At 63.1% G+C, this 26,044-nt stretch carries 20 protein-coding genes; 14 read left to right on the top strand and 6 right to left on the bottom strand.

Features of this window, described 5'->3' with window-relative positions:
- Positions 1-11: 11 nt before the first annotated feature.
- Positions 12-416, bottom strand: a complete 405-nt coding sequence (locus P0D73_RS03265) for a heme-binding protein (RefSeq protein WP_132374637.1) — start codon at positions 414-416, stop codon at positions 12-14.
- 343 nt (positions 417-759) lie between these two features.
- Here P0D73_RS03265 and P0D73_RS03260 point away from each other — a divergent pair, with 343 nt between their 5' ends.
- Entirely contained in the window at positions 760-1,641 is an 882-nt protein-coding gene (locus P0D73_RS03260) for an MOSC domain-containing protein (RefSeq protein WP_408429714.1), read from the top strand.
- Between the two features lie 94 nt (positions 1,642-1,735).
- On the opposite strand, the gene P0D73_RS03255 is transcribed toward P0D73_RS03260, so the two are convergent.
- A complete protein-coding gene (locus P0D73_RS03255; protein ID WP_132374635.1) occupies positions 1,736-2,116 on the bottom strand; it encodes a response regulator in 381 nt (126 codons plus the stop codon).
- Between the two features lie 117 nt (positions 2,117-2,233).
- Here P0D73_RS03255 and P0D73_RS03250 point away from each other — a divergent pair, with 117 nt between their 5' ends.
- The gene (locus P0D73_RS03250) at positions 2,234-3,442 is read left to right on the top strand and encodes a GAF domain-containing sensor histidine kinase (RefSeq protein ID WP_408429711.1); all 1,209 of its coding nucleotides are present in this window, start codon (positions 2,234-2,236) and stop codon (positions 3,440-3,442) included.
- A 33-nt stretch (positions 3,443-3,475) separates the two neighbouring features.
- Here P0D73_RS03250 and cobA read toward each other — a convergent pair whose 3' ends face one another.
- The gene (gene cobA, locus P0D73_RS03245; protein WP_408429708.1) at positions 3,476-4,273 is read right to left on the bottom strand and encodes a uroporphyrinogen-III C-methyltransferase; all 798 of its coding nucleotides are present in this window, start codon (positions 4,271-4,273) and stop codon (positions 3,476-3,478) included.
- A gap of 705 nt (positions 4,274-4,978) precedes the next feature.
- Between cobA and nirB the strand changes: the two genes are divergently transcribed.
- From nirB to P0D73_RS03205, 8 genes are all read left to right on the top strand, one after another.
- The gene (gene nirB / locus P0D73_RS03240; RefSeq protein WP_408429705.1) at positions 4,979-7,519 is read left to right on the top strand and encodes a nitrite reductase large subunit NirB; all 2,541 of its coding nucleotides are present in this window, start codon (positions 4,979-4,981) and stop codon (positions 7,517-7,519) included.
- Between the two features lie 32 nt (positions 7,520-7,551).
- Positions 7,552-7,905 carry a nitrite reductase small subunit NirD gene (gene nirD, locus P0D73_RS03235; protein WP_408429702.1) on the top strand — a complete coding sequence of 118 codons (354 nt, stop codon included), beginning with the start codon at positions 7,552-7,554 and terminating at the stop codon, positions 7,903-7,905.
- 42 nt (positions 7,906-7,947) lie between these two features.
- A complete protein-coding gene (locus P0D73_RS03230; protein WP_408429699.1) occupies positions 7,948-12,144 on the top strand; it encodes a bifunctional nitrate reductase/sulfite reductase flavoprotein subunit alpha in 4,197 nt (1,398 codons plus the stop codon).
- 200 nt (positions 12,145-12,344) lie between these two features.
- Positions 12,345-13,712, top strand: a complete 1,368-nt coding sequence (locus P0D73_RS03225) for an MFS transporter (protein WP_408429696.1) — start codon at positions 12,345-12,347, stop codon at positions 13,710-13,712.
- A 95-nt stretch (positions 13,713-13,807) separates the two neighbouring features.
- The gene (locus P0D73_RS03220; protein ID WP_408429693.1) at positions 13,808-14,482 is read left to right on the top strand and encodes a type IV pili methyl-accepting chemotaxis transducer N-terminal domain-containing protein; all 675 of its coding nucleotides are present in this window, start codon (positions 13,808-13,810) and stop codon (positions 14,480-14,482) included.
- A gap of 61 nt (positions 14,483-14,543) precedes the next feature.
- The gene (locus P0D73_RS03215) at positions 14,544-15,032 is read left to right on the top strand and encodes an MgtC/SapB family protein (RefSeq protein ID WP_132374627.1); all 489 of its coding nucleotides are present in this window, start codon (positions 14,544-14,546) and stop codon (positions 15,030-15,032) included.
- Positions 15,033-15,137: 105 nt separating this feature from the next.
- On the top strand, positions 15,138-15,599 hold the full coding sequence (locus P0D73_RS03210) for an SRPBCC family protein (protein ID WP_408175402.1): 462 nt from the start codon (positions 15,138-15,140) through the stop codon (positions 15,597-15,599).
- On the top strand, positions 15,583-15,948 hold the full coding sequence (locus tag P0D73_RS03205) for an ArsR/SmtB family transcription factor (RefSeq protein ID WP_132374625.1): 366 nt from the start codon (positions 15,583-15,585) through the stop codon (positions 15,946-15,948). The genes P0D73_RS03210 and P0D73_RS03205 overlap by 17 nt, the downstream gene beginning before the upstream one ends.
- Positions 15,949-16,066: 118 nt before the next feature.
- On the opposite strand, the gene P0D73_RS03200 is transcribed toward P0D73_RS03205, so the two are convergent.
- Complete coding sequence (locus P0D73_RS03200) at positions 16,067-17,233, bottom strand: porin (RefSeq protein WP_408429689.1); 1,167 nt, start codon at positions 17,231-17,233, stop codon at positions 16,067-16,069.
- 282 nt (positions 17,234-17,515) lie between these two features.
- Here P0D73_RS03200 and aldA point away from each other — a divergent pair, with 282 nt between their 5' ends.
- The 4 genes from aldA (at position 17,516) to P0D73_RS03180 (ending at position 23,375) form a co-directional block, all read left to right on the top strand.
- Positions 17,516-18,952 (top strand): aldehyde dehydrogenase, encoded by a 1,437-nt coding sequence (gene aldA, locus P0D73_RS03195; protein ID WP_408175400.1) that lies wholly within the window; start codon positions 17,516-17,518, stop codon positions 18,950-18,952.
- A 150-nt stretch (positions 18,953-19,102) separates the two neighbouring features.
- Positions 19,103-20,425, top strand: coding sequence for an MFS transporter (locus tag P0D73_RS03190; protein WP_408429685.1), 1,323 nt, complete (start codon positions 19,103-19,105; stop codon positions 20,423-20,425).
- Entirely contained in the window at positions 20,426-21,643 is a 1,218-nt protein-coding gene (locus P0D73_RS03185; protein ID WP_116116961.1) for a mandelate racemase/muconate lactonizing enzyme family protein, read from the top strand.
- Positions 21,644-21,713: 70 nt separating this feature from the next.
- On the top strand, positions 21,714-23,375 hold the full coding sequence (locus P0D73_RS03180) for a GMC family oxidoreductase (RefSeq protein ID WP_408429681.1): 1,662 nt from the start codon (positions 21,714-21,716) through the stop codon (positions 23,373-23,375).
- Between the two features lie 129 nt (positions 23,376-23,504).
- Here P0D73_RS03180 and P0D73_RS03175 read toward each other — a convergent pair whose 3' ends face one another.
- Together P0D73_RS03175 and styD are read right to left on the bottom strand one after the other, a co-directional pair.
- Positions 23,505-24,440 carry a LysR substrate-binding domain-containing protein gene (locus P0D73_RS03175; protein WP_132374619.1) on the bottom strand — a complete coding sequence of 312 codons (936 nt, stop codon included), beginning with the start codon at positions 24,438-24,440 and terminating at the stop codon, positions 23,505-23,507.
- Positions 24,441-24,560: 120 nt separating this feature from the next.
- Positions 24,561-26,039 (bottom strand): phenylacetaldehyde dehydrogenase StyD, encoded by a 1,479-nt coding sequence (gene styD, locus P0D73_RS03170; protein ID WP_408429679.1) that lies wholly within the window; start codon positions 26,037-26,039, stop codon positions 24,561-24,563.
- Positions 26,040-26,044: the final 5 nt, after the last annotated feature.

The following is a 26,044-nucleotide window of genomic DNA, read 5'->3' as shown; positions in this document are numbered from 1 at the left end:
CACCCGCAAACTCAAGCGGCGATGGCCTGAATACCCGCCTTGGCGATCTGCGCGTCCTGATCCGACTTGACGCCCGACACGCCGACCGCGCCGACCACCTGGCCGTCGACGATCACCGGCACGCCACCTTCCAGCGTGCCTTGCAGCGGCGCGCTCAGGAAGGCGGTGCGGCCGTTGTTGATCATGTCTTCGTATACCTTGGTTTCACGGCGGCCGATCGCCGAAGTGCGCGCCTTTTCGGTCGCGATGTACGAGCTGGCCGGCGCGCTGCCGTCCAGACGCAGCATGCCGAGCTGATGGCCGCCATCGTCGACCACCACGATGGCGACGGCCCACTGGTGTTTCTCGGCTTCCGCGCGGGCGGCTTCGAGAATGCGGGTCGTTTCGGCGACGGTCAACACGGGTTTGCTCAGCATAATGAATTTCCTGGTTTGGTTATGGTAAGGATGCTTCTACACGTTCTATCCAGTGGCGCGCGGGAGTGCGGCCGCGTTGATCTTCGGTGACAGCGCGGATTGCACGCAGCCTTCCAGGATCCACATTGTGCGCGGATGCCGCGGCGCCGGCCTTGTCATTGCCCAAGCGCTTTGCTTGGGGATTTTACGTCCAAGCGCGGCCGGAAGAAACGGCGGCATCGCCCCGGCCGGTCTTTGGCGGCTCGTTTGGCCGACATTCCGGCTGGAACGATGAGCGCGGAGGGCTTTACAATCAGGCATCAAACACAAGAATGCGCACGCTCCCCACGTGCATACCCACGCCATGCCGACCATCAGCGAGCTATTCGTCTATCCGATCAAATCCTGCGCGGGCATTGCGCTGCCTGAGGCACGCCTCTTTGCCACCGGCCTCGAATACGACCGCTGCTGGATGGTCACCGACCCGGCCGGCGCCATGCTCACGCAGCGCGCGTATCCGCGCATGGCGCTGATCAAGGCCGAAATCGGCGCCGAGGACCTCATGATCCGCGCGCCCGGCATGAGCGAGTTGCGCACGCCGCTGGAAAGCGCGCGGCTCGAGACGCCGCACGCGGTAGAGACCAAGGTCTGGCGCGACGCCGCTTACGGGCTCGACACCGGCGAGGCGTGTGCCGCGTGGTTCTCGACGTTTCTCGGCGTGCCCGCGCGGCTCTTGCGCTTCAATCCCGAACGCGAGCGCATTGTCGATCCGGACTACACGGGGAGCGTGGGCGGCGCGACCACCCATTTCGCCGATGGTTTTCCGCTGCTGGTGATCGGCCAGGCGTCGCTCGACGATCTGAACACGCGCCTGAACGGCAAGGGCGCGCCGTCGATTCCGATCGACCGGTTCCGTCCCAACGTGGTGCTGACGGGGCTCGATGCGTACGAAGAGGACTATGTGGAGACGCTGAGCGTCGACGGAGACGGGGACACGGGCGCGGGCGTGCAGTTGCAACTGGTCAAACCGTGCTCGCGCTGCCCGATGCCGACCATCGACCAGGCGAAAGGCGCGCCCGATCCGGACTGGCCGAACGAGCCGACCGACACGATGAGCGTCTACCGCGCGAATCCGCAGCGAAACGGGGCGATTACGTTCGGCAACAATGCGCTCGTCGCGAGCGGGGCCGGGACGTGGCTGCGCGTGGGGCAGGCGGTAGAAGCGGAATTGGGCTTCGGCGATTGAGGGCGGTGACGGGGTAAAACGCGGTTAAAACTCGGTTAAACCTCGGGCACGGGAACTGCGCGCAAAGCCAGGGCACCTGCCTGGACAACACCGGCTAATGCCGGACACGCCCGGTCAACGCCGCGAGAATCACCGGCATCGGCACCGGCTTGACGAAGTGATGGTTGAAGCCCGAGCGCAGCGATTCGCTCTTTTCCTCGGCGCGCTCGAGCCCGCTGACCGCGACCAGCGTGGGCGCAGGGACATCGCCCACGTAGCGGATTCGCCGCGCCACCGCGCGCCCGTCCAGACGCGGCATTTCGACGTCCAGCAGCGCGGCCTGTGGATGCCATGCGCAATATTGAGCCAGCGCGTCGAGGCCGTTGCGCGCGGTCCGGACTTCGAAACCATGCGCGCTGAAGTAGAGTACGTAAGCGGCCAGCAGGTTCGCGTCGTCGTCAGCGATCAGAAGGCGTGCGGCTGGGTGATGGGCCATCTGATTTCCCTCAGGTTGTGTTCCTGATAGTGAGCAATTTGAAGTCCCGATAGAATCGATACTCGATAAAGTGTTTTTTCCAGGCCAGATCGGCAAGGGTGCGCAGTTCCGCTTCTTATGAATAATTTACCGATCGGCAACGCCGAAGACGCCGACATCGCGCGCGATATCGAAGCGGTTCAGCGTATCGATGCCGTGCCTTCCATCCTGCGCATGATCTGCAAGAACACCGGCATGGGCTTTGCCGCGGTGGCCCGCGTCACGGAGCAGCGCTGGACGGCGTGCGCGGTGCAGGACGAAGTGAACTTCGGTCTGGCGGCGGGCGGCGATCTGGACCTGCACACCACGCTGTGTTTCGAGTCGCGCGCCGCGCGGGCCTCGATCGTCATCGACAATTTCCACACGGATCCGGTTTATCACGGCCATCACACGGCGCAAATCTACAAGCTGGGCAGTTATATTTCCGTGCCGATCATTCTTCCCGACGGCAGCTATTTCGGTAATCTCTGCGCGATCGACCCGAATCCCGCCGAGGTTTCGAATCCGCGCACCTTGCGCATGTTCGAGGTATTTGCCGACCTGATCGCGATCCAGCTTGCCAACGAAGGCCGCCACCAGGCCACTGAGGCCGCGCTGCGCCATGAGCGGGAAAACTCCAGCCTGCGCGAGCAGTTCATCGCCGTGCTGGGGCACGACCTGCGCAATCCCTTGTCGGCGGTGAGCGCGACGGCTGAACTGCTGTCGTTGCGCAAGAACGAGCCCGATCTCGTGAAGATGGGCCAGCGTCTGAAGTCCACCACCTTGCGCATGGCTCGCCTGATCGACGACGTGATGGATTTCGCGCGTGGCCGGCTCGGTTCGGGCATCGGCGTGTCGATCGACGACGTCGACGATCTGGCGATGGCGCTGCGGGTGGTCGTCGCCGAAGTGCGCGAGGCCAATCCGGATCGGCTGCTCGCCGACGATCTCGCCATCTCCGCGCGCGTGCGCTGCGACCGCACCCGCGTGCAGCAGTTGCTTTCGAACCTGCTCGGCAACGCGGTGACGCATGGCGCGGCGGAGTTTCCGGTGCGGGTGCGGGCACGCATCGAAGACGATGAGCTCGTGCTGAGCGTCCTGAACGGCGGCAACGTGATTGCACCGGAGAGCTTGAGCAAGGTCTTCGAACCCTACTGGCGTCCGGCGACCAGCAAGCCCGGCGGCGGCCTCGGACTCGGCCTCTATATCTGCAAGCAGATCGTGAGCGCGCATGGCGGCACGCTCGAAGTCAGATCGTCCGCGCAAGAGGGCACGTGCTTCGTCGCAAGACTGCCGACCGGCGTTTGAGCTTGATCGGTTGAGAAGCGCGCAGACGGCTCATCAGGCGGCCTGTGCGATTGTCTCTCGCGCGTTCTGCATGTCCGCCTGCATCGCGGCTGCTTCGTCGCGCCAGGCGTTATCACCCGCCCATGCATGCTCGACGCTTTCGCCGATCGCGCTGCCCACCAGAATCACCGCCGGGCTGCCGAAACCCGCGCGCGTCGCATCCGCGGCGAGCCGATCGAGGCGGCTCACGAGACGCCGTTCGTTGCTGCCACCGGCCCATTGCACCACGGCTGCGGGCGTATCGGCCGGCAGACTCGCGATGTCGATGCGCCGCATCCCCATATAGATTGCCAACGTGGTCCGCGTCGCGGCCAAAGCGGCCCAGTCCGGCTCGCCGTGATCTTCCGTGTGCGCGGTGACGAAGCTCACGCCGTGGCAATGGCGGCGATGCGTGAGTGAGATGCCGAGCCCCGCGGCGGCCGCGAACCCCGACGAGATGCCGTTGACGATCTCCACCGGAATGCCGGCGCCGCGCAAGACCGCGAGCTCTTCGCCAGCGCGTCCGAACAGCAGCGCTTCGCCGCCTTTCACCCGCACCACGTGCAAGCCCTTGAGCGCATAGCGCTGCATCAGGCGTTCGATAAACGCTTGCGGCGTCGACCGGCAGCCGCCGCGCTTGCCCACACGAATCACGCGTGCTTGCGGCGCCAGCGTCACGATCTCGGGGCTCGCGAGGTCGTCGAGCAGCACGACATCGGCGGCGGCCAGCGTTTTGGCGGCCTTCAGCGTGAGCAGATCCAGGTCGCCGGGGCCGGCGCTCAATAAGGTGACCTTGCCGGTATTCGTGTTCATCGCGGTATCTATCACGGTGTCCTTCGCTTCTGTGTCGGCCGGCGATCGCTGTTTCGCCGGCGCCAAACAAAAAAAACGGCGTCCGCTCGTGATGGTCACGAGGGGACGCCGTTGTCCGTTTAATGCCTGGTGTGCCGGTGTTTCGCTTCAAGCGCGGCGAAACACAGCGTTGTGTTTCGTCTGCATCGGTGTGTGCGACATGTCATGGCGGCCGCGTTGCCGCCATGAACTCGCCACGGCTTACGCAAGGACTACGCCATCCATCAACGAAGTGCGCTTCACGCCTTGCCACACCTCGCGAATAACGCCTTGAACAGTCGCGCCACGCACCGTTCGCGGGCTCGCACCTCGCACGTGCGGGGTGCTGCGTCGCACCATCCATGTGCCTCGCTGCATCAAAACGCGTCGCGCGTGCGCTGCGCCGCGCAGCTGTGCCATGGGCCGCAAAGCCCCGCGCCACGGCCTCTTTGCGAGCATTTCACGCAACTGGCACAGGCTTTGCGTTAAGCGTTGCCATCGGATCAACGTGGATCCGGCGCGAGTGCAACACAAAGTACTCGCTGCAGGACAGGTCAGGACAACGGCGTCCCCCGAATTCAGTCATCGACTGGGTTCGCGGGACGCCGTTTTTTATTTCCGGAATTCGTTTTCGCCCCATGCCATACGGCGTCGCTCGCAACCCAGCACATTGAGGAAACCGCGGTCATGAAAATCATCGTTATCGGTCACGGGATGGTCGGTCACAAACTGATCGAGTGCCTCGCACAAGACGCCGCGCACGGCCTCGACATCACGGTGCTGTGCGAAGAATCGCGTCCGGCCTACGACCGCGTGCACCTGTCCGAGTTTTTCGCGGGCAAGACGGCGGACGATCTGTCGCTGGTCGAGCCGGGTTTCTTCGAACGCCAGAACGTTTTGCTCAAGCTGAACGCGAAGGCCGTGGCGATCGATCGCGATGCGCGCACCGTGACGGTATCGACGGGCGAAACGTTGGCTTACGACAAGCTGGTCTTCGCGACCGGCTCCTATCCGTTCGTGCCGCCGGTGCAAGGCCGTGAGCGCGCCGATTGCTTCGTGTACCGAACCATCGACGACCTCGAAGCGATGCGCGAATGCGGCGCGCGTTCGAAGACAGGCACGGTGGTCGGCGGCGGACTGCTCGGTCTCGAATGCGCGAAGGCGCTGCGCGACATGGGTCTGCAAACGCACGTGGTCGAATTCGCGCCGCGTCTGATGGCCGTACAGGTGGACGATGGCGGCGGCCGCGTGCTGCGCACCAAGATCGAAGAACTGGGCGTAACGGTGCACACGCAGAAGAACACCACGGCGATCGTCGACGGCGAAGCGGGCACGCACCGCATGCAATTCGCGGACGGCAGCCACCTCGACACCGACATGATCGTGTTCTCCGCGGGCATCCGTCCGCGTGACGATCTGGCTCGCGACAGCGGCCTGGCGCTCGGCCCGCGCGGCGGCATCGTGATCGACAACGCGTGCCGCACCAGCGATCCGCACATCTATGCGATCGGCGAATGCGCGCTGTGGAACGGCCAACTGTTCGGCCTCGTGGCGCCGGGCTACGACATGGCGCGCACGGTGGCGAAGCAATTGCTCGGTGATACGGCCGAATTCGCCGGCGCCGACATGAGCACCAAGCTCAAGCTGATGGGCGTGGACGTGGCGAGCATCGGCGACGCGCACGGCAACACGCCGGGCAGCCGCGCCTATCAGTTCAGCGACGAACGCAAGCAGGTCTACAAGAAGCTGGTGGTGTCCGAGTGCGGCAAATATCTGCTCGGCGGCGTGATGGTGGGCGACGCCGGCGAATACGGCACGCTGTTGCAAATGATGCTGAACCGCATCGAATTGCCGGCATCGCCTGAATTCCTGATTCTGCCGCAAGCGGACGGCAATGCGAAGCCCGCGCTCGGCGTCGATGCCTTACCCGCTTCCGCGCAGATCTGTTCGTGCAACAACGTCTCGAAGGCCGACCTGTGCGCCGCCGTGAGCGCGGGCGCCACCGACATCGGCGCGCTCAAGTGCGCGACCAGCGCCGGCACGTCGTGCGGCGGTTGCGTGCCGCTCGTCACGCAGGTGATGAAGGCCGAGATGAGGAAGCAGGGGCTCGCGGTCAACAACCATATCTGCGAACACTTCGCGTATTCGCGCCAGGAGCTGTATCACATCGTGCGCGTGGAAGGCGTGCGCAGCTTCGGCGAACTGCTCGCGAAGCACGGTCACGGCCTCGGCTGCGATATTTGCAAGCCGGTGGTGGCGAGCGTGCTCGCGTCGTGCTGGAACGAGTTCGTGCTGAAGAAGGAGCATGCCTCGCTGCAGGACACCAACGACTATTACCTCGCCAACATTCAGCGTGACGGCACCTATTCGGTCGTGCCGCGCATGGCGGGCGGCGAAGTCACGCCCGACGGGTTGATCGCGGTCGGCCAGGTCGCCAAGAAATACGGCCTCTACACGAAGATCACCGGCGGTCAGCGCGTCGATCTGTTCGGCGCTCGCGTCGAGCAATTGCCGCTCATCTGGGAAGAACTGATCGCCGCCGGTTTCGAATCCGGCCACGCCTACGGCAAGTCGCTGCGCACGGTGAAGTCGTGTGTCGGCTCGACGTGGTGCCGCTACGGCGTCGGCGATTCGGTGGGTCTCGCGGTCGAGATCGAAAACCGCTACAAGGGCCTGCGTACCCCACACAAGATCAAGTTCGGCGTGTCGGGCTGCACCCGCGAATGCGCGGAAGCGCAGGGCAAGGACGTCGGCATCATCGCGACCGAGAAGGGCTGGAATCTCTATGTATGCGGCAACGGCGGCATGAAACCGCGCCACGCCGAACTGCTCGCGTCGGACCTCGATAAGGAGACGCTGGTGCGCTACATCGACCGTTTCCTGATGTTCTACGTGCGCACCGCCGACCGTCTGCAACGCACCAGCGTGTGGCGCGAGAACCTCGAAGGCGGCCTCGACTATCTGATCGACGTGGTCGTCAACGATCGGCTTGGCGTGGCCGGCGAACTCGAGTCGGAGATGCAGCACGTGGTCGACACCTACGAATGCGAATGGAAGAAGGCCGTCACCGATCCCGAAACGCGCAAGCGCTTCCGTCATTTCGTCAACAGCGGCGAGTCGGACAGCAACGTCGCCTTCGTCGAGGAGCGCGGCCAGATCCGGCCGGCCACGCTCGCCGAGCGGCGCTCGAAGCTCGCCGCGATTCCTGTTGTTGTCGAAACCGTTTGATTGAACCGCACCATTTATCGAGGACTTCCGTCATGAACAACGATCGCCTGCCACGCTCCTGGACGCCGGTTTGCCCGCTCGATGACATCGTGCCCAACACGGGTGTTTGCGCGCTCGTCAACGGCGAACAGGTCGCGGTTTTTCACGTGAACAAGGGCGACGCGGACAGCATCGTGTACGCGATCGAAAACTTCGATCCGGGCTCGCAGGCGGCGGTGCTCTCGCGCGGATTGATCGGCAGCCTCGGCGAGCGGATCGTGGTGGCCTCGCCGATCTACAAGCATCACTTCGATCTGCGCACTGGCGAGTGCCTCGAAACACCGGCGCATTCCGTCGGTGCGTTCGCCGCGCGCGTGGAAGACGGCCACGTGTGGGTCGCGGTTTGAGCCGATGATTGTCTGAAACCTTTTCGAACGACGTTGCCCGCCATGTCCTCCACTAGCGTAAAAACCGTGTGCCCTTACTGCGGCGTTGGCTGCGGCATGGTGCTGCACGTCGAGGACGGCCAGGTCGTGAAAGTCTCCGGCGACAAGGAGCATCCGGCCAACTTCGGACGGCTGTGCACGAAAGGGCAGTCGGCGCATGTCGCGTTGCGCAAGTCGGGACGTCTCGAAGACGCATTCGTGCGTCACGCGCGCGGCCAGGACCCGGCGCCGCTGCCGATGGCGCAGGCGATCAGCACCACGGCGGCGCGTCTGCGCGGCCTGCTCGATGAGCACGGGCCGGACGCGCTGTCGTTCTACGTCTCCGGTCAGATGTCGATCGAAGCGCAGTACCTCGTCAACAAGCTCGCCAAGGGCTTTGTCGGCACCAATAACATCGAATCGAATTCGCGCCTGTGCATGGCGAGCGCGGGCAGCGGCTACAAACTGTCGCTCGGCGCGGACGGCCCGCCGGGATCGTACGAAGACATCGACCACGCCGACCTGTTCTTCGTGATCGGCGCGAATATGGCCGACTGTCACCCGATTCTGTTCCTGCGCATGATGGATCGCGTGAAGGCCGGCGCCAAGCTGATCGTCGTCGATCCGCGCCGCAACACGACCGCGGAGAAGGCCGATCTCTTCATGCAGATCAAGCCGGGCACCGATCTCGCGTTGCTCAACGGCCTGCTGCATCTGTTGCACGAAAACGGCCATACGGATGCCGCATTCATCGCCGAGGCGACCGAAGGCTGGGACGCGATGCCAGCGTTTCTCGCCGACTACACGCCGGAGCACGTCGCGCGGATCACCGGCCTCGCCGTCGAGGATATCCGCGAGGCCGCGCGCATGATTGGCAGCGCCAAAGAGTGGATCAGTTGCTGGACCATGGGTCTGAATCAAAGCACGCACGGCACGTGGCACACCAACGCGATCTGCAACCTGCATCTGGCGACGGGCAAGATTTGCCGGCGCGGCAGCGGCCCGTTTTCGCTGACGGGCCAGCCCAATGCGATGGGCGGCCGCGAGATGGGTTACATGGGGGCGGGCTTGCCGGGGCAGCGTTCGGTGCTGGTCGAAGAAGACCGCGCGTTTATCGAAGACCTGTGGCGCATTCCGACGGGCTCGCTCAAGCCGCAGGTCGGCAACGGCACGATCGATATGTTCGCGCGCATGGCGGCGGGTGAGATCAAGGCGTGCTGGATCATCTGCACCAATCCGGTGGCGAGCGTGGCGAATCGTCAGAATGTGATCGACGGATTGAGCGCGGCGCAACTCGTGATTGCGCAGGATGCGTACCTCGATACCGAGACCAACCGCTACGCCGACGTGCTTCTTCCTGGCGCGCTGTGGGCCGAGGCCGAAGGCGTGATGATCAACTCCGAGCGCAATCTCACGCTGATGCAAAAGGGCATCGAGCCGCCGGGCGCCGCGTTGCCGGATTGGCAGATCATCGCGCGCGTTGCGTGTGAAATGGGGTTTGCCGATGCCTTCACTTATGCGAGCGCCGAGGAAGTGTTTGCGGAAATCACCCGCGCGTCGAATCCGAAGACCGGCTACGACCTGCGCGGCGCGAGCCATCGCCGCCTGAAAGAAACGCCGTTGCAATGGCCGCTTGCATCGGATGATGCTGCCGATCGCAATCCGGTTCGCTATATCAACGACGGCGTGAGTCAGACGCTCAAGGAACGGCCGGACGGCAGCCGTCCGCGCTTCGTGTTTCCAACGGCGAGCGGCAAGGCGGTGTTCTTCGCGCGCGCCTACGCGGCGCCGGCTGAACTGCCGGATCGTGAATTCCCGATCGTGCTGAATACGGGCCGCTTGCAGCATCAATGGCACACGATGACCAAGACCGGCAAGGTCGCGATGCTCAACAAGCTGAACCCGGGCCCGTTCGTTGAGATCCATCCCGAAGATGCCGCCACGCTCGGCATCAAGGCAAAAGATCCGGTGGAGATTCGTTCGCGCCGGGGCCGCGCGGTGTTGCCGGCTGTCGTGACTGAACGCGTGAGCGCGGGCAACTGTTTTGCGCCGATGCACTGGAACGACGTATTCGGCGACGACCTGTGCATCAACGCGGTGACGAGCGACGCCATCGACCCGGTCTCGCAGCAGCCCGAACTCAAGTTCTGCGCGGTCGCGCTGAGCCCGGTGGCGCCCGAGCGCGTCGAGCCTTTCCTGAATGACGACGATGCATTGTTGACCGATGCATCCGTTGCGGTTGCCGCGAGCGTGGCGCCGGCCAACACCGTATCGGCAAGCGCCGAGGATCTGGATATGCCCCGTATCGATGCACTCACCAGCCTGTTGCAGTTGCCGTCGACACCCGCGCCTTCGTTCACCGATCAGGAGCGTGTCTATCTGGCTGGCTTCGTGAGCGGACTGCGCTCGGCGGAAGCGCAAGGCATCGACCGCGTGCCGGTTCTGCCAGGCAACGCGCCGTTCGATACGACGAGGCGTCTTTACGTGGATGGTTTGCTGGCCGGTCTCTATAGCCGCAGCGCGACTATGCCCGCCACTGCACTTGCGGCGTCGCATGCCGAAGCTTCGCACGCATCCGGTGTGCGCATCGTCCGCGCACGGCCGAAGGTCACGTTACTGTGGGCCTCGCAAACGGGCAACACCGAGTCGCTGACCGAAGGCTATGCCACGCGGCTAATGGAGTCGGGCTTTGAAATCCGCACGTCGTGCATGGCGGACTATCAAGCTTCGACGCTTGCCAAAGCCCAATACGTGTTGCTGATGACGAGCACCTTCGGCGACGGCGATCCACCCGACAACGCACAAAGTCTATGGACGCAATTGAGCGGCGAAAGCGCGCCGCGGCTCGACGGCGTGCGCTTCGCGGTGCTCGCTCTGGGCGATCGCAACTACGACCAGTTCTGCGGCCACGGCCGCCGCCTCGATGAGCGGCTCGCCGAGCGGGGCGCGCTGCGTTTGATGGAGCGCGTCGATTGCGATGGCGAGTATCAGGAGAGCGCGGACGCGTGGCTCGAACGCATCATCGTGCGTATCAAGGAAGAGGATGCCGCGCTGTATGCCGTGCCGCCGGGCGGCATGATCAACGCGGTGGTGCCGGGCACGGTGCCGACCAAAACGCGGCCGGCCGCGTCGCGGCTCGTTAGCAATCTGCGCCTGAACAAGCCGGGCGCGGCGAAAGACACGCGCTACTTTTCGCTGAGCACGCGCGATTCGGGACTCGAATACGAAGCAGGCGATGCGCTCGGCGTATGGCCGAGCAACTGCCCGGAACTGGTCGACGAATTGATCGCGCTGAGCGGCGTGAACGCGGATGCCGCGGTGAACGTGTCAGGCGTCGGCGAGATGCGTCTTGCCGATGCACTCGGCAAGCACTACGAGATCGCGCGCCCGAATCCGGATCTGCTCGCGTTCGTCGCCGCGCGCAGCAACAACGGGGCGCTGCGCGATCTGCTGTCGCCCGAGCGCAAGGCCGATCTCAAGCAATGGTTGTGGGGCCAGCAGATCGCCGACGTTTTGCATGAATTTCCAGTGAGCCTCACGGCAGCCGAATTGACCGGCCTGCTCAAGCGTTTGCAGCCGCGTCTGTATTCGATTGCGTCGAGCCCGAAGGCGCACGCGGGCGAAGTTCATCTGACCGTTGCCGCGGTGCGCTACAGCAATGGCCGGCGTCATCGCAAAGGCGTGTCGTCGACGTTTCTCGCCGACCGTGCGGGCGATGTCAACGTCCCCGTGTTCGTGCAGAAGTCCGCACACTTTCGTCCTCCTCATGGTTCCGACACGCCGATGATCATGGTCGGTCCCGGCACCGGCGTTGCACCGTTTCGCGGCTTTCTGCACGAGCGGCGTGCACGCGGCGACACGGGGCGCAACTGGCTCTTCTTCGGCGAGCAGCACGCTGCCTCGGATTTCTACTATCGCGACGAACTCGAATCGATGCGCGACAGCGGCGTGCTGAACCGGCTCGATGTCGCGTTCTCACGCGATCAGGCGGACAAGGTCTACGTGCAGGACCGTATGCGCGAGCAGGGTGCGCAATTGTGGTCATGGCTCGAAGACGGTGCGCATTTCTACGTATGCGGCGACGCCAACCGGATGGCGAAGGATGTCGACGCGGCGCTCAAGGAAGTGGTGGCGCGGCACGGCGGCATGAGCGATGAAAAAGCCCTCGACTACGTGAACCGTCTCGCGCAGGAAAAGCGCTACGCACGCGACGTTTATTGATGGCTGCGGGGTTGTCAGCGCGACGAACACGCTCGCCGCTTCAAGGTTTCAAAGAGTACGCAGTACAGCTTCTAAAGACGGAGCCACATGGCATGGAGGTTGCATGTTCATGCCGGTTTTCAACATCGTGATCATTCCGGTGCGTGGCGCGTAGCGCGATCTGCCGGATAGTCGAAAAATCAGTTTTGTGAGGATATCTGATGAAAAACGTGATGAGCTCCCTAAAGAGTGGGGACTGGCGCGCGCTAGTGGCGTGTTTCCTCTATTTCGACACTGGCTTTACCGTCTGGGTCCTGTATGGACCGCTTGCGCCATTCATCAGCAAGAGCATCGCGATGACGCCCGCGCAACAAGGTTTGCTGGTCGCGGTGCCGGTGCTCTCGGCCGCGATTCTGCGCGTGACGCTCGGTAACCTGTATCAATCCGCGCACGGCAAGCGCATTGCGCTGATGGGCGTGCTGCTGTCGGCGGTGCCGACGATCGTGTTGCCGTTGATGCCGTCCGTGCCGTCGTACACGGTGCTGCTGGTGCTCGGCGTATTTCTCGGCGTCGGCGGTGCCAGTTTCGCCGTGGCGCTGCCAATGGCGGGCAGCAACTATCCGCCGAAGGTGCAGGGCCTCGTGTTGGGTCTCGCCGCGGCCGGCAATATCGGCGCGGTGCTCGACGGCTTCCTGTTCCCGCAACTGGCCACGCACTACGGCTGGCAGATGGCGGCCGGCGGCGCACTGCCGTTGCTCGCGATTGCCGCGATCACGCTGTATTTCTGGGCCAACGATTCCGGCGTGAAAACCGGCAGCGTGCTGCGCGCATTCGGCAGCTTCGCGGTGACGCTGGTCGGATTGATCGTGCTGGTGCTGCTGGTCGAAGCCGGCATGTTCGGCTCCGGCAAGACGGGTGTGCTGCTGTTGCCGGTGATCGGTGCACTGCTCGCGATCGCGGTGTTGCCCAAGCGCTATCGCGCGGTGCTGGCCGAGCGTGACACGTGGGCGATCATGCTGGTGTACAGCATTACGTTCGGCGGTTTCGTCGGGATGTCTTCATATGTGTCGCTGCTCCTGACCAACCTCTATCAGCTCTCGAAGATCGACGCGGGCCTCTTCATGGCATTGCTCGCCGCGACCGGCGCGATGGTGCGTCCGCTCGGCGGCCTGATCGCCGACAAGGTGTCTGGGGTGCGCGCGCTGACCTTCCTGCTCGCCATCATCTCGCTGTGCGACTTCGTGTTCGCCGCGGCCATGCCGGCGATGGCCGGTGGCATCACGTTGCTGCTGTGCCTGTATGTGGCTTTCGGTCTCGGCAACGGCGCGACCTTCCAGCTGGTGCCGCATCGCTGGGCGGGCCGCACGGGCTTGATGTCGGGTATCGTCGGTGCCGCGGGCGGCATCGGCGGATTCTATCTGCCGGTGGTGATGGGTATCGCGAAGGAAAGCACGGGCAGCTATCAGATGGGTTTTGCGACGTTCGGCGCGCTGGCGGCATGCGCGTTCGTCGCGATCGTCGCGCTGCGCCGTCCGTGGATGGCGTGGTCAATGCACTCCGGTGTGATGCAAGCGCACGCGACGGAGTAATGCAGTAACGCAGCAACGCGGGCGATCCGCGCCTCCACGCTGAGTGGAGGCGCGGATCGCGCGACGGGGCCGATCAAAATCAAAAAGAAGTCGACATGAGCATCACGACAGAACGGGTTCACGCACCACCGTCCGAAGCGGACGTCTCCAGCGAGGTGTTGAGCTCGTTGATCAATCTGGCGGGGCGTCAGCGGATGCTCTCGCAGCGCATCGTGTTGAAGGCGATGCTGGCGTTTCAACAGTTCGACGGCGCGCTGGCGATCGCACGCGATACCCTGAACACATTTACCGACAGCCACACGGTGCTGACCCAGGGCCGCGATGGTCTGCCCGGCCTGTTTTCCCCAGCGTTGCGCGAAGCATTTCACGGCCGCGAAAATGTCGCGAGGAAGATCGCGGACTTCATCGCGCTGGCTTCGGCGGCGTTGGACGCGATCGGGCGCGCTTCACCGCGCGCGGACGATGCGTTGAATGCCCTGGTCGATTCCGTCGATCCATTGTTGACGCATCTGCACGGCGTCACGGCTGTCTATGAACAGGAAAGCCGGCGTATAGCGCGTTTGCAGAAAAAAGAGCAACAGCAGTTGATCGAGCGGATCAAGGCGATCGCGAAAGAAGCGCACATCGTCTCGTTCAACGGTCAGATCGTGGCGAGCCGCGCGCATGTGACCGGCCGCGAGTTCGCCGTGGTGGCCGGCGTGATGACATCGATCACGAAGGAACTGGAGGCTGTGGTGAGCGCGTTCGTGAAGAAGACGTCGGCGGGATGAGCCACGCAGTGCGGCGTTATTGCCGTATGCTTGGCGTTTTCCGGACTGTCGGGCAAATGTAATGGACAACTGGTGGCACGCGGTGTGGGCAGTCGCCCGGGCAGAATTCTCCGACCTCGGCAGCATGGCCGACGTCTTGCAGGTCCTGATGCGCCTCGGACTCGCGTTGATACTCGGCGGCATACTCGGTTTCGAGCGCGAGATGTCACGGCGCGACGCCGGCATGCGCACGCACATGATGGTGTCGGTCGGCGCGGCCTTGTTCGTGGTCGTACCGCTGCAGGCCGGGTTCTCGCAGGACAACATGAGCCGGGTGTTGCAAGGACTCGTGTCCGGTGTCGGTTTTCTGGGCGCGGGCGCCATCATCAAGCTCAGTGCCGAACGCGAGGTGCGCGGCCTGACGACGGCGGCAAGCCTGTGGCTGAGCGCGGGCGTCGGCGTGGCGGCGGGGCTCGGGCGCGAGGCCACGGCGATTCTCAGCGTAGCGATCGCGCTCGCCATTCTGTCGAGTGCGCGCCTGTTCAAAAGTCGCGAACAGGAAGAGAAGTAGGGACGTGGCAGGCTCTCGTTCCTACGAAAAAACGCCATCGAAACATGCAGGCAATCACTTGCATGTTGACCACGTTGCTCCTAATATGCAGTCAGGAGGCTGCATATGAACACATCGACCGATCGCATTGAAAAACAGATTCTGCTGAAGGCACCGCGCTCGCGGGTCTGGCGCGCGTTGTCCAATGCCGAGGAATTCGGCAACTGGTTCGGCGTGAATCTCACCGGCAAGCAGTTCGTGGCCGGCCAGTCCGTGCAGGGCAATATTACCTATCCGGGTTACGAGTATCTCGTCATGGACGTGCATGTCGAGCGCGTCGAGCCGGAGCATCACCTGTCGTGGCGCTGGCATCCGGCCGCGGTCGACATCACGGTGGACTATTCGCCGGAGCCGACTACCCTGGTCGTCTTCGAGTTGACCGAGGTCGCATCGGGCACGTTGTTGCGCGTAGTCGAGTCGGGCTTCGATCAGCTTCCCGCCGGCCGCCGTGAAGAAGCGTTCCGCATGAATAACGGTGGGTGGGAAGAGCAGATGGCCAACATCGAACAGCATGTCACCAAGGGTTAAGAAGGCGTTTGGCGCAGCGGATCTGAAGGCGTCGGTGCTGCGCAGTTCCGCGCCGATTTTCGCCGCGCTCGGCGATGAGACACGTCTGCGTCTGGTCGCCGTGTTGTGCGCGGGCAGCGCGATGTCGATCGCGCAACTCACTGCGGGAACGGACATTACGCGGCAGTCCGTCACGCAGCATTTGCAGGTGCTCGCCAATGCGGGTCTCGTGCGCGACGTCAAGGTGGGTCGTGAACGCTTGTGGGAATTCGAGCCCACCCATCTCGACGAAGCGCGCCGCGCGCTCGACGCGATCTCGCGGCAGTGGGATCACGCGCTGTCGAGGTTGAAGGCGGCGGTGGAGGAGTGAGGGATGCCGACGTGGGCGTTCAGAAAAGCCGCGTTGTATACGGAACGTGAACAAAGAAAAAATTTGGACACCCCAGAAAGGCTACCGCCGCCCCCACAATCCACCTGCGCCAGCCCCCTTAAAACTTATGCCGCAGCGCAACCCGAACAGCGACCTGCGTGCCCGTCGAAGACGGCGCCTGCACACCCGGAATGAACGCATTGTCGAGAATCGAGTTAGTCGAATCGCCCGCGACCTTCTGATACTCGCCCTGCACATACACGTCGGTGCGCTTCGACAGGTTGTAGTCCGCCATCAAGCCCACCGAGTGGATCTTCGGCTTCACGCTGCCTGACGACGCATCGTAGGTCTCCATCGTGTACACGTACTGAGCGCCGACGAAGAACGCGGGCGTGAACTGGTATTTGCCGTTCACTTCGAAGTTCTGATACTTCAGCGTATTCAACGTCACGCCCGGCGCGGCCAGCGGAATGCCGATATAGCCGTTGCCGGTCGGATTCTTGTAGTTCGAATTGGTGTAGGCAAAACCGGCGGTCGCCGAACCGAATGTGTAGTTGATGCCGCCGCCGAACACCCGCATGCGTCCGGCGATAAAACTCGCGTCGTTCGCGGTAATCGCGCCAGTCGAACCCGCGCCGGGATTGTCCGCTTGCATATAGGCCGCGGCGACCAGCAGGCCGCCGTTCGCATACTGTCCGCCGAAGCTATACGCGCGGTTGTTCGCAAAGTTGGTGTCGTTGCTGAACGCGTACGCGCCGCCGAACTGGAAGCCCGCCATCTCCGGGCTCGCGTACTTCACGCTATTGCCGAGGCGGAACGAGTTGTCGGTGTTGTCGTTGTCATACGGATGCGCGAACAGGTAGCCGGCCCAGTTGCCGTTGGCCGTGGTCTGCGCGAGGTAATCGACCACCGAATCGTACTGGCGACCGAGCGTGACCGTGCCGAAACGGCCGTCGCTCAGCCCAACGTACGCCTGGCGGCCGAACATGCGGCCGCCTTGGCCGAGCCGTCCCGAACTCACGTCGAAGCCGTTTTCCAGTTGAAACACGGCCTTCAGCCCGCCGCCCAGATCCTCCGAACCCTTCATGCCCCAGCGGCTGCCTTGCGCATAGCCGCTTACCATTTCCCAGACCGCGCCGTGCCCCGCGTTGTTGGTGTAGTCGATGCCTTCGTCGAGCACGCCATACAGCGTCACGCTGCTTTGAGCGAAGGCCGGGCACGCCGCCAGCGAAGCGAGTGACGTGAGCGCCGTGAATGCGGCGGTGGCAATGCGGTTCTTTTTCATCGTGAGCTCCAGACCTTGGTAGTGAGCGGGCCGAATTTCGGGCAGACCCGAAGGCGTTCGACGGCCGCTGCTTTTTGGCAAAGCCCGGATTCTGCTATTTGCGATGGCAAACGCGTATGAGGCACATCCCTGGATAAACATGATTTTTTCGAATGTTTGTCCCGCGAATTATTCGCTTGTGGCAGGCAGTGCCCCGGAGAAAAATTCCGTTCATGCACCTTGGGCATGCAAGCCATAGCCGAGGGCAATGCGTTTTTCGCACCATGCTTTCAGGAGACGACCATGCGACTCGATCGGAATTTTGCCAACGGCCGGTTTATCGAACCCGCGACTGACACCGCTAGCAGCGAGCTCATCGCCGTCTGCAATCCGGCCACCGAGACCGTGATCGCCCATGTCACGGGTGCCACCGAGGCCGAAGCCATCGCCGCGGTCGACGCCGCCGCGGTCGCGCAAAAGGGCTGGCGCAAGCTGCCTTCAGCCGAGCGCGCGGTGTATCTGCACAAGCTTGCCGATGCGCTGACCGAATGCGCGCCGGCCATCGGCGCGGCGCTCGCGCTGGAGTCGGGCAAGAGCGTGGCCGACGCCACCAACGAAGCGATCTACGCCGGCCAGATCACGCGCTATCACGCAGAGTGGGCGCGCCGCATCGAAGGCGAAGTGATTCCGAGCGATACGCCCGACGAAAACCTCGTGTTGCATCGCGAGCCGATCGGCGTGGTTGCGTGCCTGATCCCGTTCAACTACCCCGTCTATACGTTCATGCGTAAAGTGGCGCCGGCGCTGATCGCCGGCAACACGGTCGTCGTGCGCCCGAGCAACAACACGCCGACGTCCGCATTCGAAATCGCCAAAGCGGTGGAGAAGGCCGGTTTGCCGGCGGGCGTCGTGAACATTCTCGCGATGAACCATGCCACCGCCGAAGCGCTCTGCACGCATCCCAAGGTCGGCATGATCACGCTGACGGGCAGCGTCGGCGCGGGCCGCAAGGTGCTCGAATATTGCAAGGCGAACATCGCCAAGCCGTCGCTCGAACTGGGCGGTAAGACGCCCGCGATCATCGAGGCCGATGCCGATCTCGAGAAAGCCGCGCGTGACCTGGTCGCCTCCAAGACCACGCATTGCGGACAGTTGTGCACGGCGATCGAACGGGTCTATGTGCAGGAAAGCGTGCATGACCGCTTCGTCGCGCTGCTGAAAAAGCACATGAGCGCGGTGGAGAGCGGCGATCGCAGCGAGCAGCCGTCGCTGATGGGTCCGCTCGTCAACGAGGCGTCGCGCCAGTCGATCCACGCGATGGTTCAACGCGCCATCGCAGCGGGCGCCACGCTCGAAACCGGTGGCAAGCTGCCGCAAGGCAAAGGCTTCTTCTATCCGGCCACGTTGCTGTCGAATTGCCGTCAGGACATGGAAATCATCCAGGAAGAAACCTTCGGTCCGATCATGCCGGTCGTCAAATACCGCACGCTCGACGAAGCGCTGGAAATGGCCAACGATCATCAATTCGGTCTCTCGTCGGTGCTGTATACGGAGAACTATCGCGGTGCGATGAAGATTGCCAACGGCATCGAAGCCGGCGAGCTGTACGTGAACCGTACGCCGGCCGATCCGTATCAGGGCTTTCACGCCGGCTGGAAACGTTCGGGCCTCGGCGGCGACGACGGCAAGCACGGCATGCTCGAATTCACCCAGACCCGTCTCGTGGTCATGAAGTACTGAAGCCGAACCGGCACGCGCCGCACGTTGAAACGACGGCGCGTGTCTCCTTTGCAACCTGAAAAGCGCGGCGAATCTGCTGCCAGTCCATAACAAAACATATTGGAGACCGGGCGGCCCGATGGGCTGGCGCTGTCTCTGAGGAGCGCTCACGTGTCATCTCAACCCGTCCGAACCGACGCTTCGCTCGCTTTAAGCGACGAAGAGGCCGCCCTGCAAAACAGTAAGGCGCAACGCTATATCCAGCTCATCCTGCTGGTGATCGCAGCCGGCGCGATCTACCCGATTCTGTATCTGCGGCAGGTGTATCAGCCAACGATGCTCGAAGTGTTCCACATCACCGATAGCCAGCTCGGCTATCTGTATTCGTCGTTGGGCACGATTTTTCTGTTGAGTTATCTGCCGAGCGGCTGGCTCGCGGACCGGATCGCGCCGCGTTTGCTGATCTGCTTTTCGCTGATCGCCACCGGTGTGCTCGGGCTGTGGTATTCGACCGCACCATCGTTCCCGATGTTGATGATGATCTTCGGCGGCTGGGGTTTGTCGACCGGCTTGACGTTCTGGGCCGCGGTCATCAAGCGCGTGACCATGATTGCCGGCACGCATGAGCAGGGCCGTTTCTTCGGCTTGCTCGACGGCGGACGCGGCCTGATCGAAGCCATGCTCGCGACCATCGCGATCACGCTGTTCGCATGGGTGACGCAGACCAAAGGCGAACCGGTCGCGGCCGGTTTCAAGCTGGTGGTCTACATGTACGCGTTTCTTTGCATTGCGCTCGGCGTCGTGCTCGCACTCGTCAAAGACCTGCAAGGCACCGAAGATGCAGCCGCCAATCGCGCCGCGCGCCAACGCAACAACGTGCTGGTCGATCTGAAGACGCTCGCGAAGATTCCAGAACTGTGGCTGGTCGCCGCCATCGTGTTCTGCGGCTACCAGGTGTTCTGGGCCACCTACAGTTTCTCCGCCTATCTGCATGAAGGCGAGATCGGCCTGACGGTCGTGATGGCCGGCACGATCACTACGCTCAAGCTGTGGATGCGGCCGATCGGCGGCATTGGCGGCGGCTTTCTCGGCGACCGCTATTCGAAGGTCTCGGTGCTCGTGATCGCGCTCTTTCTCGCCGCGCTGTCGCTGGTGGGCCTGATGGCGGCGCCGCGTATTTCGAGCCACGCGCTGCTGGTGTTCCTCGTGCTGTTCATCGGCATTCTGACTTACGCGATTCGCGGCCTGTACTGGTCGCTGCTGGATCGCTGCAATATTCCGGTGACCACAATGGGCCTCGCGATCGGCCTGATCTCCGTGCTGGGTTATTCGCCGGACGTGTTCCTGCCGCTCATCAACGGCTATCTGACGCAGACGTTCCCAGGCGTCTTCGGCTACCAGCTCTACTTCGGCTATGTGGCCGCCATGGCGGCGCTCGGCGGCTTTGCCGGGCTCGCGCTGAGAAACATGCTCAACAGAAAAGAAGGTGCGTAAATGAAAGTTGTCTCGCTCGAAACGCATATCGTCGCCGTGCCGCCGCCGCATGTGGGCGGCATGTACTGGATCTTCGTCAAGCTCAAGACCGATTGCGGGATTGAAGGTGTCGGCGAAATCTATTCGGCGACGTTCCATCCGAAAGCGATGACCCACATCATCGACGATGTATTCGGCCGCTATCTGCTCGACAAGGACCCGCATCACATCGAGCGGCTCTGGCGCGAGGCGTATTCGAGCGGTTTCACGCAACGCCCCGATCTGACGATGATGGGCGTGGTCAGCGGCCTGGAAATGGCGTGCTGGGACATTATCGGCAAGGCGGCTAACAAGCCGGTGTATGAGTTGCTGGGCGGCATGGTGAATCAGCGCCTGCGTTCATATACCTATCTGTACCCGAAGAACAGCCGCGGCGAATACGACTACGATGATCCCGATCTGGCGGCCGAATGCGCGCTTGAAAACGTCAAGCGCGGCTTCACTGCGGTGAAGTTCGATCCGGCCGGACCGTACACGGCGTACTCGGGTCATCAACTGTCGATGGAAGTGCTGGACCGTTGCGAAACTTTCTGCCGCCGTGTACGTGAAGCAGTGGGCAGCAAGGCCGACCTGCTGTTCGGCACGCATGGGCAGATGGTGCCCTCGTCGGCGATCCGGCTCGCGAAACGCCTCGAAAAATACGATCCGCTGTGGTTCGAGGAGCCGGTGCCGCCGGGTCAGGAAGGCGCGATGGCGCAGGTCGCGCAGCACACCAGCATTCCGATTGCGGCCGGCGAGCGCCTCACCACCAAGTACGAATTCTTCAAGCTGCTCGAAGCCGGCGCCGCGTCGATTCTGCAACTGAATGTGGCACGCGTGGGCGGCCTGCTCGAAGCGAAGAAAGTCGCGACGCTGGCCGAGGTGTACTACGCGCAGATTGCGCCGCACCTGTACAACGGGCCGATCGGCGCGGCGGCCAGCATTCAGCTCGCGACGTGCACGCCGAACTTCCTGATTCAGGAAAGCATCGGCACGTGGGACGGTTTTCATGCAGCCGTGCTGAAGAAGCCGATTCAATGGGAAGACGGCTACATCATTCCGTCGCAGGAACCGGGTCTCGGCGTCGAACTGAACATGGAGGTCGTCAGGCAGCACACGCCCTACACCGGCGAGCGTCTGCATCTGCAGATGGCGGCGCAACCGGCCGATGTGAAAGACCTCGCGCCGGCCAAGGGTTGAGCGCGGTTTGAGTCTGGCGGGTTTCACCACTACGTTTCAATGGATTGAGCGCCGTCTGGCGACATAGAGCATGAACTACGATTACATCATCGTCGGCGCGGGTTCGGCGGGCTGCATTCTCGCCAATCGCCTGTCGGCGTCGGGCCAATATTCGGTGCTGCTGCTCGAAGCGGGTGGCAAGGACAGCTCGTTCTGGTTCAAGATTCCGGTGGGTTTCACCAAGACGTACTACAACGAAACCTATAACTGGATGTACTACAGCGAGCCGGAGAAAGAACTCGACAACCGGCCGATCTATTGTCCGCGCGGCAAGGTGCAGGGCGGCTCGGGCTCGATCAACGCGATGATCTACGTGCGCGGCCAGCCGCACGATTTCGACGATTGGGCCGCCGCCGGCAACACGGGCTGGGCGTTTCGCGACGTGTTGCCGTACTTCCGCAAGCTCGAATCGCATCCGCTCGGCAACACGGAATATCACGGCGCCGACGGCCCGATCCGCATCTCGCCGATGAAAGATGCGGTGCATCCGATCTGCCACGTGTTTCTGAAAGGCTGCGATCAGGCCGGTTATCAGCGCAGCGACGACTTCAATGGCGCGCAATTCGAAGGCGCCGGCATCTACGACGTGAACACGCGTAATGGCCAGCGCTCATCGAGCAGCTTCGAGTATCTGCACCCGGTGTTGTCGCGCAAGAATCTGACCGTCGAGCGCGACGTGCTGGCAAGCCGCGTTCTATTCGACGGCGACCAACGCGCGATCGGCGTGAGCGTCACGCAGAACGGCGTCACGCGGCAATTCATGGCGACGCGCGAAGTGATTCTGTCGGCGGGCGCGGTCGATTCGCCGAAGCTGCTGCAACTCTCCGGCGTGGGCGACAGCGCACTGCTGGCGAAGCATCGCATCGCGATGGTCAAGGAACTGCCCGCCGTGGGCCAGAATCTGCAGGACCATCTGTGCGTGAGCTTCTACTATCGCGCGAACATGAAGACGCTGAACGACGAGATGCGGCCGCTGCTCGGCAAGCTCAAGCTCGGTCTGCAATATCTGCTGACGCGCAAGGGGCCGCTCGCGATGAGCGTGAATCAGTCGGGTGGGTTCTTCAAAGGCAACGATCAGCAAGCGCAGCCGAATCTGCAGTTGTACTTCAATCCGTTGTCGTACCGCATTCCGAAGAGCAACAAGGCGAATCTCGAACCTGAACCGTACTCGGGCTTTCTGCTGGCGTTCAATCCGTGCCGGCCGACGAGCCGCGGTTCGATCGAGATCGCATCGAATCGCGCCGAGGATGCCGCGAAGATCCGTATCAACGCGCTGACCACCGAGAAGGACATCGACGAAGTGATCCAGGGTTGCGAACTGGTGCGCAAGGTGATGGCGTCGCCGGCGCTGAAAGCGATCACGGTCGAGGAAATCTCGCCGGGACCGCAGGTGAATACGCGCGAAGGTTTCCTGCGGTACTTCCGCGAGCAGTCGGGGTCGATCTATCACCTGTGCGGTTCGTGCGCGATGGGCGACGATCCACGCACGTCGGTGGTGGATGCGCGTTTGCGTGTGCACGGCATTGACGGCTTGCGCGTGGTGGATGCATCGATCTTTCCGAATATCACGTCGGGCAATATCAATGCGCCGACCATGATGGTGGCGGAGAAGGGAGCCGACATGATTCTTGAGGATGCGGCGCGTGAAATTGCGTACCGGCCCGCGGCGGCGGAGATGGCCGCGGCGGCTTAATGGCTCGCTTGGCCTGGCGGTGTTGGGCTAGCAGCCACGTAGTGTGAAACCGCGCCGATGGCATCGCATCGGCGCGTTTTTTTTCGTTCGAAGCGGTGCATAGGGCGCACCGCGATGCCACTCAGCGCCTCAACCCGCGTCGCTCAACGGCGCCGACTCCGATGCATCGAGCGCCCGTCCGCTCAACCAGATTTCCTGTTGCAGCCAGTCGCGGAACAACGCGACGTGCGGTAGTTCGTCCTGTTCCGCGCGCGTGACGAACCAGTACGACTGATGCCCGTCAACGTGCACGTTCAGCACTTGCACGAGTTGGCCTTCGGCCAGTTCGCGCGCGATCATATGACGGTCGGCGATGGTCACGCCGAGCCCGTCGATCGCGGCGCGAATGGCGTGATCGAGCAGATCGAATTCATAACCGCCACGAGTATCCACGTTTTCAATCCCCGCCGCCTTCAGCCAATGCTGCCAGGTGAGGTAGCGCTGATCGGCGCTCGCCAGCACGTGCAATAGCGTGAACTGATTCAGGTCGATCGCCGCGCGGCCCGCCTGACGTGCGAGCAACGCGGGCGAGCAGACGGCGATATGTCGCTCGCTCATCAACAGACGGTTGTCGACGCCTTCCCACTCGCCATTGCCGAAGCGGATCGCGCAGTCGAGCACACCGGATTCCGCGAGGTTATCGTCGACACGGGTCGACAGACTCAGTTCGAGTTGCGGATGCGCATCACGCAGGCGGCCGAGGCGCGGCATCAGCCAACGGCTCGTGAAGGTGGGCGGCGCATTGATGCGCAGGCGGTTGCGGTGGGTTTTTTCTTGCAGGCCGCGAACCGTGAGTTCGATGCGGTCAAAGGATTGCTGCAGCGCTTGCAGAAGAATGCGGCCGGCAGCCGACAGTTCCAGATGGTGATGGTGACGCTGCAGGAGCGTCTCGCCCAGTTGCGCCTCGAGCTGCCGGACCTGGCGGCTAACCGCGCTTTGCGTGACGTTGAGCAGTTCCGCGGCGCGGGTGAAGCTGCCCGTGCGGCCGGCGACTTCGAAGGCTTTCAGCGCATTCAGCGCGGGCATTTTGCGTTTCAAGATGGTCGACCGGAGGTAAGGCGCGGTAGCGCGATGTCCCGGTATTTTACTGGTTTGCCTGCGCGGCGCGTTGCCTTGCTCGCGCCGCGCCGCGCAGGCACCGCATCATTAGTAAGCGATGCAGATCGACTTGCTCTCCGTATACGAGTCGATGATCGCCTTGCCATGTTCGCGGCCGATGCCGGATGCTTTGAAGCCGCCGAACGGCATGGCCGGGTCGACCATATTGTGCGTGTTGACCCATACCGTTCCGGCCTCGATGCCGTCCACGAGCCGCAGCGCCTTGTCGAGCTGGTTGGTCCACACGCTCGCGCCGAGTCCGTAGTCTGAGGCGTTTGCCTGAGCAAGCACTTCGTCCAGGTCGTCATAGGGCATGGCGACCAGCACAGGGCCGAACACCTCTTCCTTGACGACGGAAAGCGGCTTGCAGGCGCGATTGGCGATCACCGTCGGACGCACGAAGTAACCGTCGCGGTCCACGTGGGCATCGCGCGAGAGGATCTCGCCACCTTCGTCCTTGCCTTGGACAATCATGCCGGCCACCTTGTCGCGGTGCCGCGCGGAGACCATCGCGCCCATCTGCGTCGCCGCGTCGAAGCCGGAGCCGAGCGTGATGCCGTCCGCGACGGCGGCAATGCCTTGCACGACTTCGTCATAGATCGAGCGCGCGACATACAGGCGCGAGCCCGCCGTGCAAACCTGGCCGTGGTTGAAGAAGATCGCGCCGGCCGCGCCTTCGATCGCCTTGCGCGGGTCGCAGTCGTTGAGCACGATCACCGGGCTCTTGCCGCCCAATTCGAGCGACGCACGCTTCAGATCGTCCGCGCATTGACGACCGATGATGCGCCCGACCTCGGTCGATCCGGTGAACGTGACCTTGTTCACAAGCGGATGCCGCACGAGCGCCGCACCGGCGGTTTCGCCACGGCCAGTGACCACGTTGAATACGCCGGCAGGGAAACCCGCTTCGTGCGCGAGTTCGGCGAGGCGGATGGCGGTCAACGGAGTCTCTTCAGCGGGTTTGAGCACGACGGTGCAACCGCAGGCCAGCGCCGGGGCTATCTTCCACACTGCCATCAGCAGTGGGAAATTCCACGGGACGATCGCCGCGACCACGCCGGCCGGCACGCGTTTGGTCGACGCGTTGTAACGCGTGCCAGGCGGGAAGGGAATCGACAGATCGAAGGTGGTGCCTTCGATCTTGGTGGCCCAGCCGGCCATATAACGCAACCACTGGACGCTGCCCGCCACTTCCAGCATCTTCGAGAAGCCGATCAGCTTGCCCTGATTCAGCGTTTCCAGCGTGGCGAGTTCGTCGCTGTGCCGCTCGACGAGGTCGGCCAGTTTGAGCAGCAGGCCCTCGCGAACGGCCGGCGGCATTCTGCGCCATGCGTCGGTTTCGAAGGCCGCCTTCGAGGTTCTGACCGCGTGATCGATATCCGCTTCGGATGCGTCGGGGATCTGCGCGATTTCTTCGGCGGTGGCCGGGTTGAAAACCGGAAAGGTTTTGCCCGCGGCACTACCGGTTTTTTCGCCGTTGATGAACATGGTGCGCGGCAACGTGGCCGCTAGCTTGTGTTCGTTCATGGTGG

Origin of the sequence: Paraburkholderia sp. RL18-101-BIB-B, assembly GCF_046026985.1 — a bacterium.
GTDB lineage: Bacteria > Pseudomonadota > Gammaproteobacteria > Burkholderiales > Burkholderiaceae > Paraburkholderia.
The sequence above is the reverse complement of the archived record's forward strand: the minus strand, read 5'-3'. Positions and strand labels throughout refer to the sequence as shown.

Bases quoted from the DNA above. Each gene is read 5' to 3' on its own strand.
- P0D73_RS03265 (WP_132374637.1), bottom strand. From the start codon at position 416: ATGCTGAGCAAACCCGTGTTGACCGTCGCCGAAACGACCCGCATTCTC.
- P0D73_RS03260 (WP_408429714.1), top strand. From the start codon at position 760: ATGCCGACCATCAGCGAGCTATTCGTCTATCCGATCAAATCCTGCGCG.
- P0D73_RS03255 (WP_132374635.1), bottom strand. From the start codon at position 2,116: ATGGCCCATCACCCAGCCGCACGCCTTCTGATCGCTGACGACGACGCG.
- P0D73_RS03250 (WP_408429711.1), top strand. From the start codon at position 2,234: ATGAATAATTTACCGATCGGCAACGCCGAAGACGCCGACATCGCGCGC.
- cobA (WP_408429708.1), bottom strand. From the start codon at position 4,273: ATGAACACGAATACCGGCAAGGTCACCTTATTGAGCGCCGGCCCCGGC.
- nirB (WP_408429705.1), top strand. From the start codon at position 4,979: ATGAAAATCATCGTTATCGGTCACGGGATGGTCGGTCACAAACTGATC.
- nirD (WP_408429702.1), top strand. From the start codon at position 7,552: ATGAACAACGATCGCCTGCCACGCTCCTGGACGCCGGTTTGCCCGCTC.
- P0D73_RS03230 (WP_408429699.1), top strand. From the start codon at position 7,948: ATGTCCTCCACTAGCGTAAAAACCGTGTGCCCTTACTGCGGCGTTGGC.
- P0D73_RS03225 (WP_408429696.1), top strand. From the start codon at position 12,345: ATGAAAAACGTGATGAGCTCCCTAAAGAGTGGGGACTGGCGCGCGCTA.
- P0D73_RS03220 (WP_408429693.1), top strand. From the start codon at position 13,808: ATGAGCATCACGACAGAACGGGTTCACGCACCACCGTCCGAAGCGGAC.
- P0D73_RS03215 (WP_132374627.1), top strand. From the start codon at position 14,544: ATGGACAACTGGTGGCACGCGGTGTGGGCAGTCGCCCGGGCAGAATTC.
- P0D73_RS03210 (WP_408175402.1), top strand. From the start codon at position 15,138: ATGAACACATCGACCGATCGCATTGAAAAACAGATTCTGCTGAAGGCA.
- P0D73_RS03205 (WP_132374625.1), top strand. From the start codon at position 15,583: ATGTCACCAAGGGTTAAGAAGGCGTTTGGCGCAGCGGATCTGAAGGCG.
- P0D73_RS03200 (WP_408429689.1), bottom strand. From the start codon at position 17,233: ATGAAAAAGAACCGCATTGCCACCGCCGCATTCACGGCGCTCACGTCA.
- aldA (WP_408175400.1), top strand. From the start codon at position 17,516: ATGCGACTCGATCGGAATTTTGCCAACGGCCGGTTTATCGAACCCGCG.
- P0D73_RS03185 (WP_116116961.1), top strand. From the start codon at position 20,426: ATGAAAGTTGTCTCGCTCGAAACGCATATCGTCGCCGTGCCGCCGCCG.
- P0D73_RS03180 (WP_408429681.1), top strand. From the start codon at position 21,714: ATGAACTACGATTACATCATCGTCGGCGCGGGTTCGGCGGGCTGCATT.
- P0D73_RS03175 (WP_132374619.1), bottom strand. From the start codon at position 24,440: ATGCCCGCGCTGAATGCGCTGAAAGCCTTCGAAGTCGCCGGCCGCACG.
- styD (WP_408429679.1), bottom strand. From the start codon at position 26,039: ATGAACGAACACAAGCTAGCGGCCACGTTGCCGCGCACCATGTTCATC.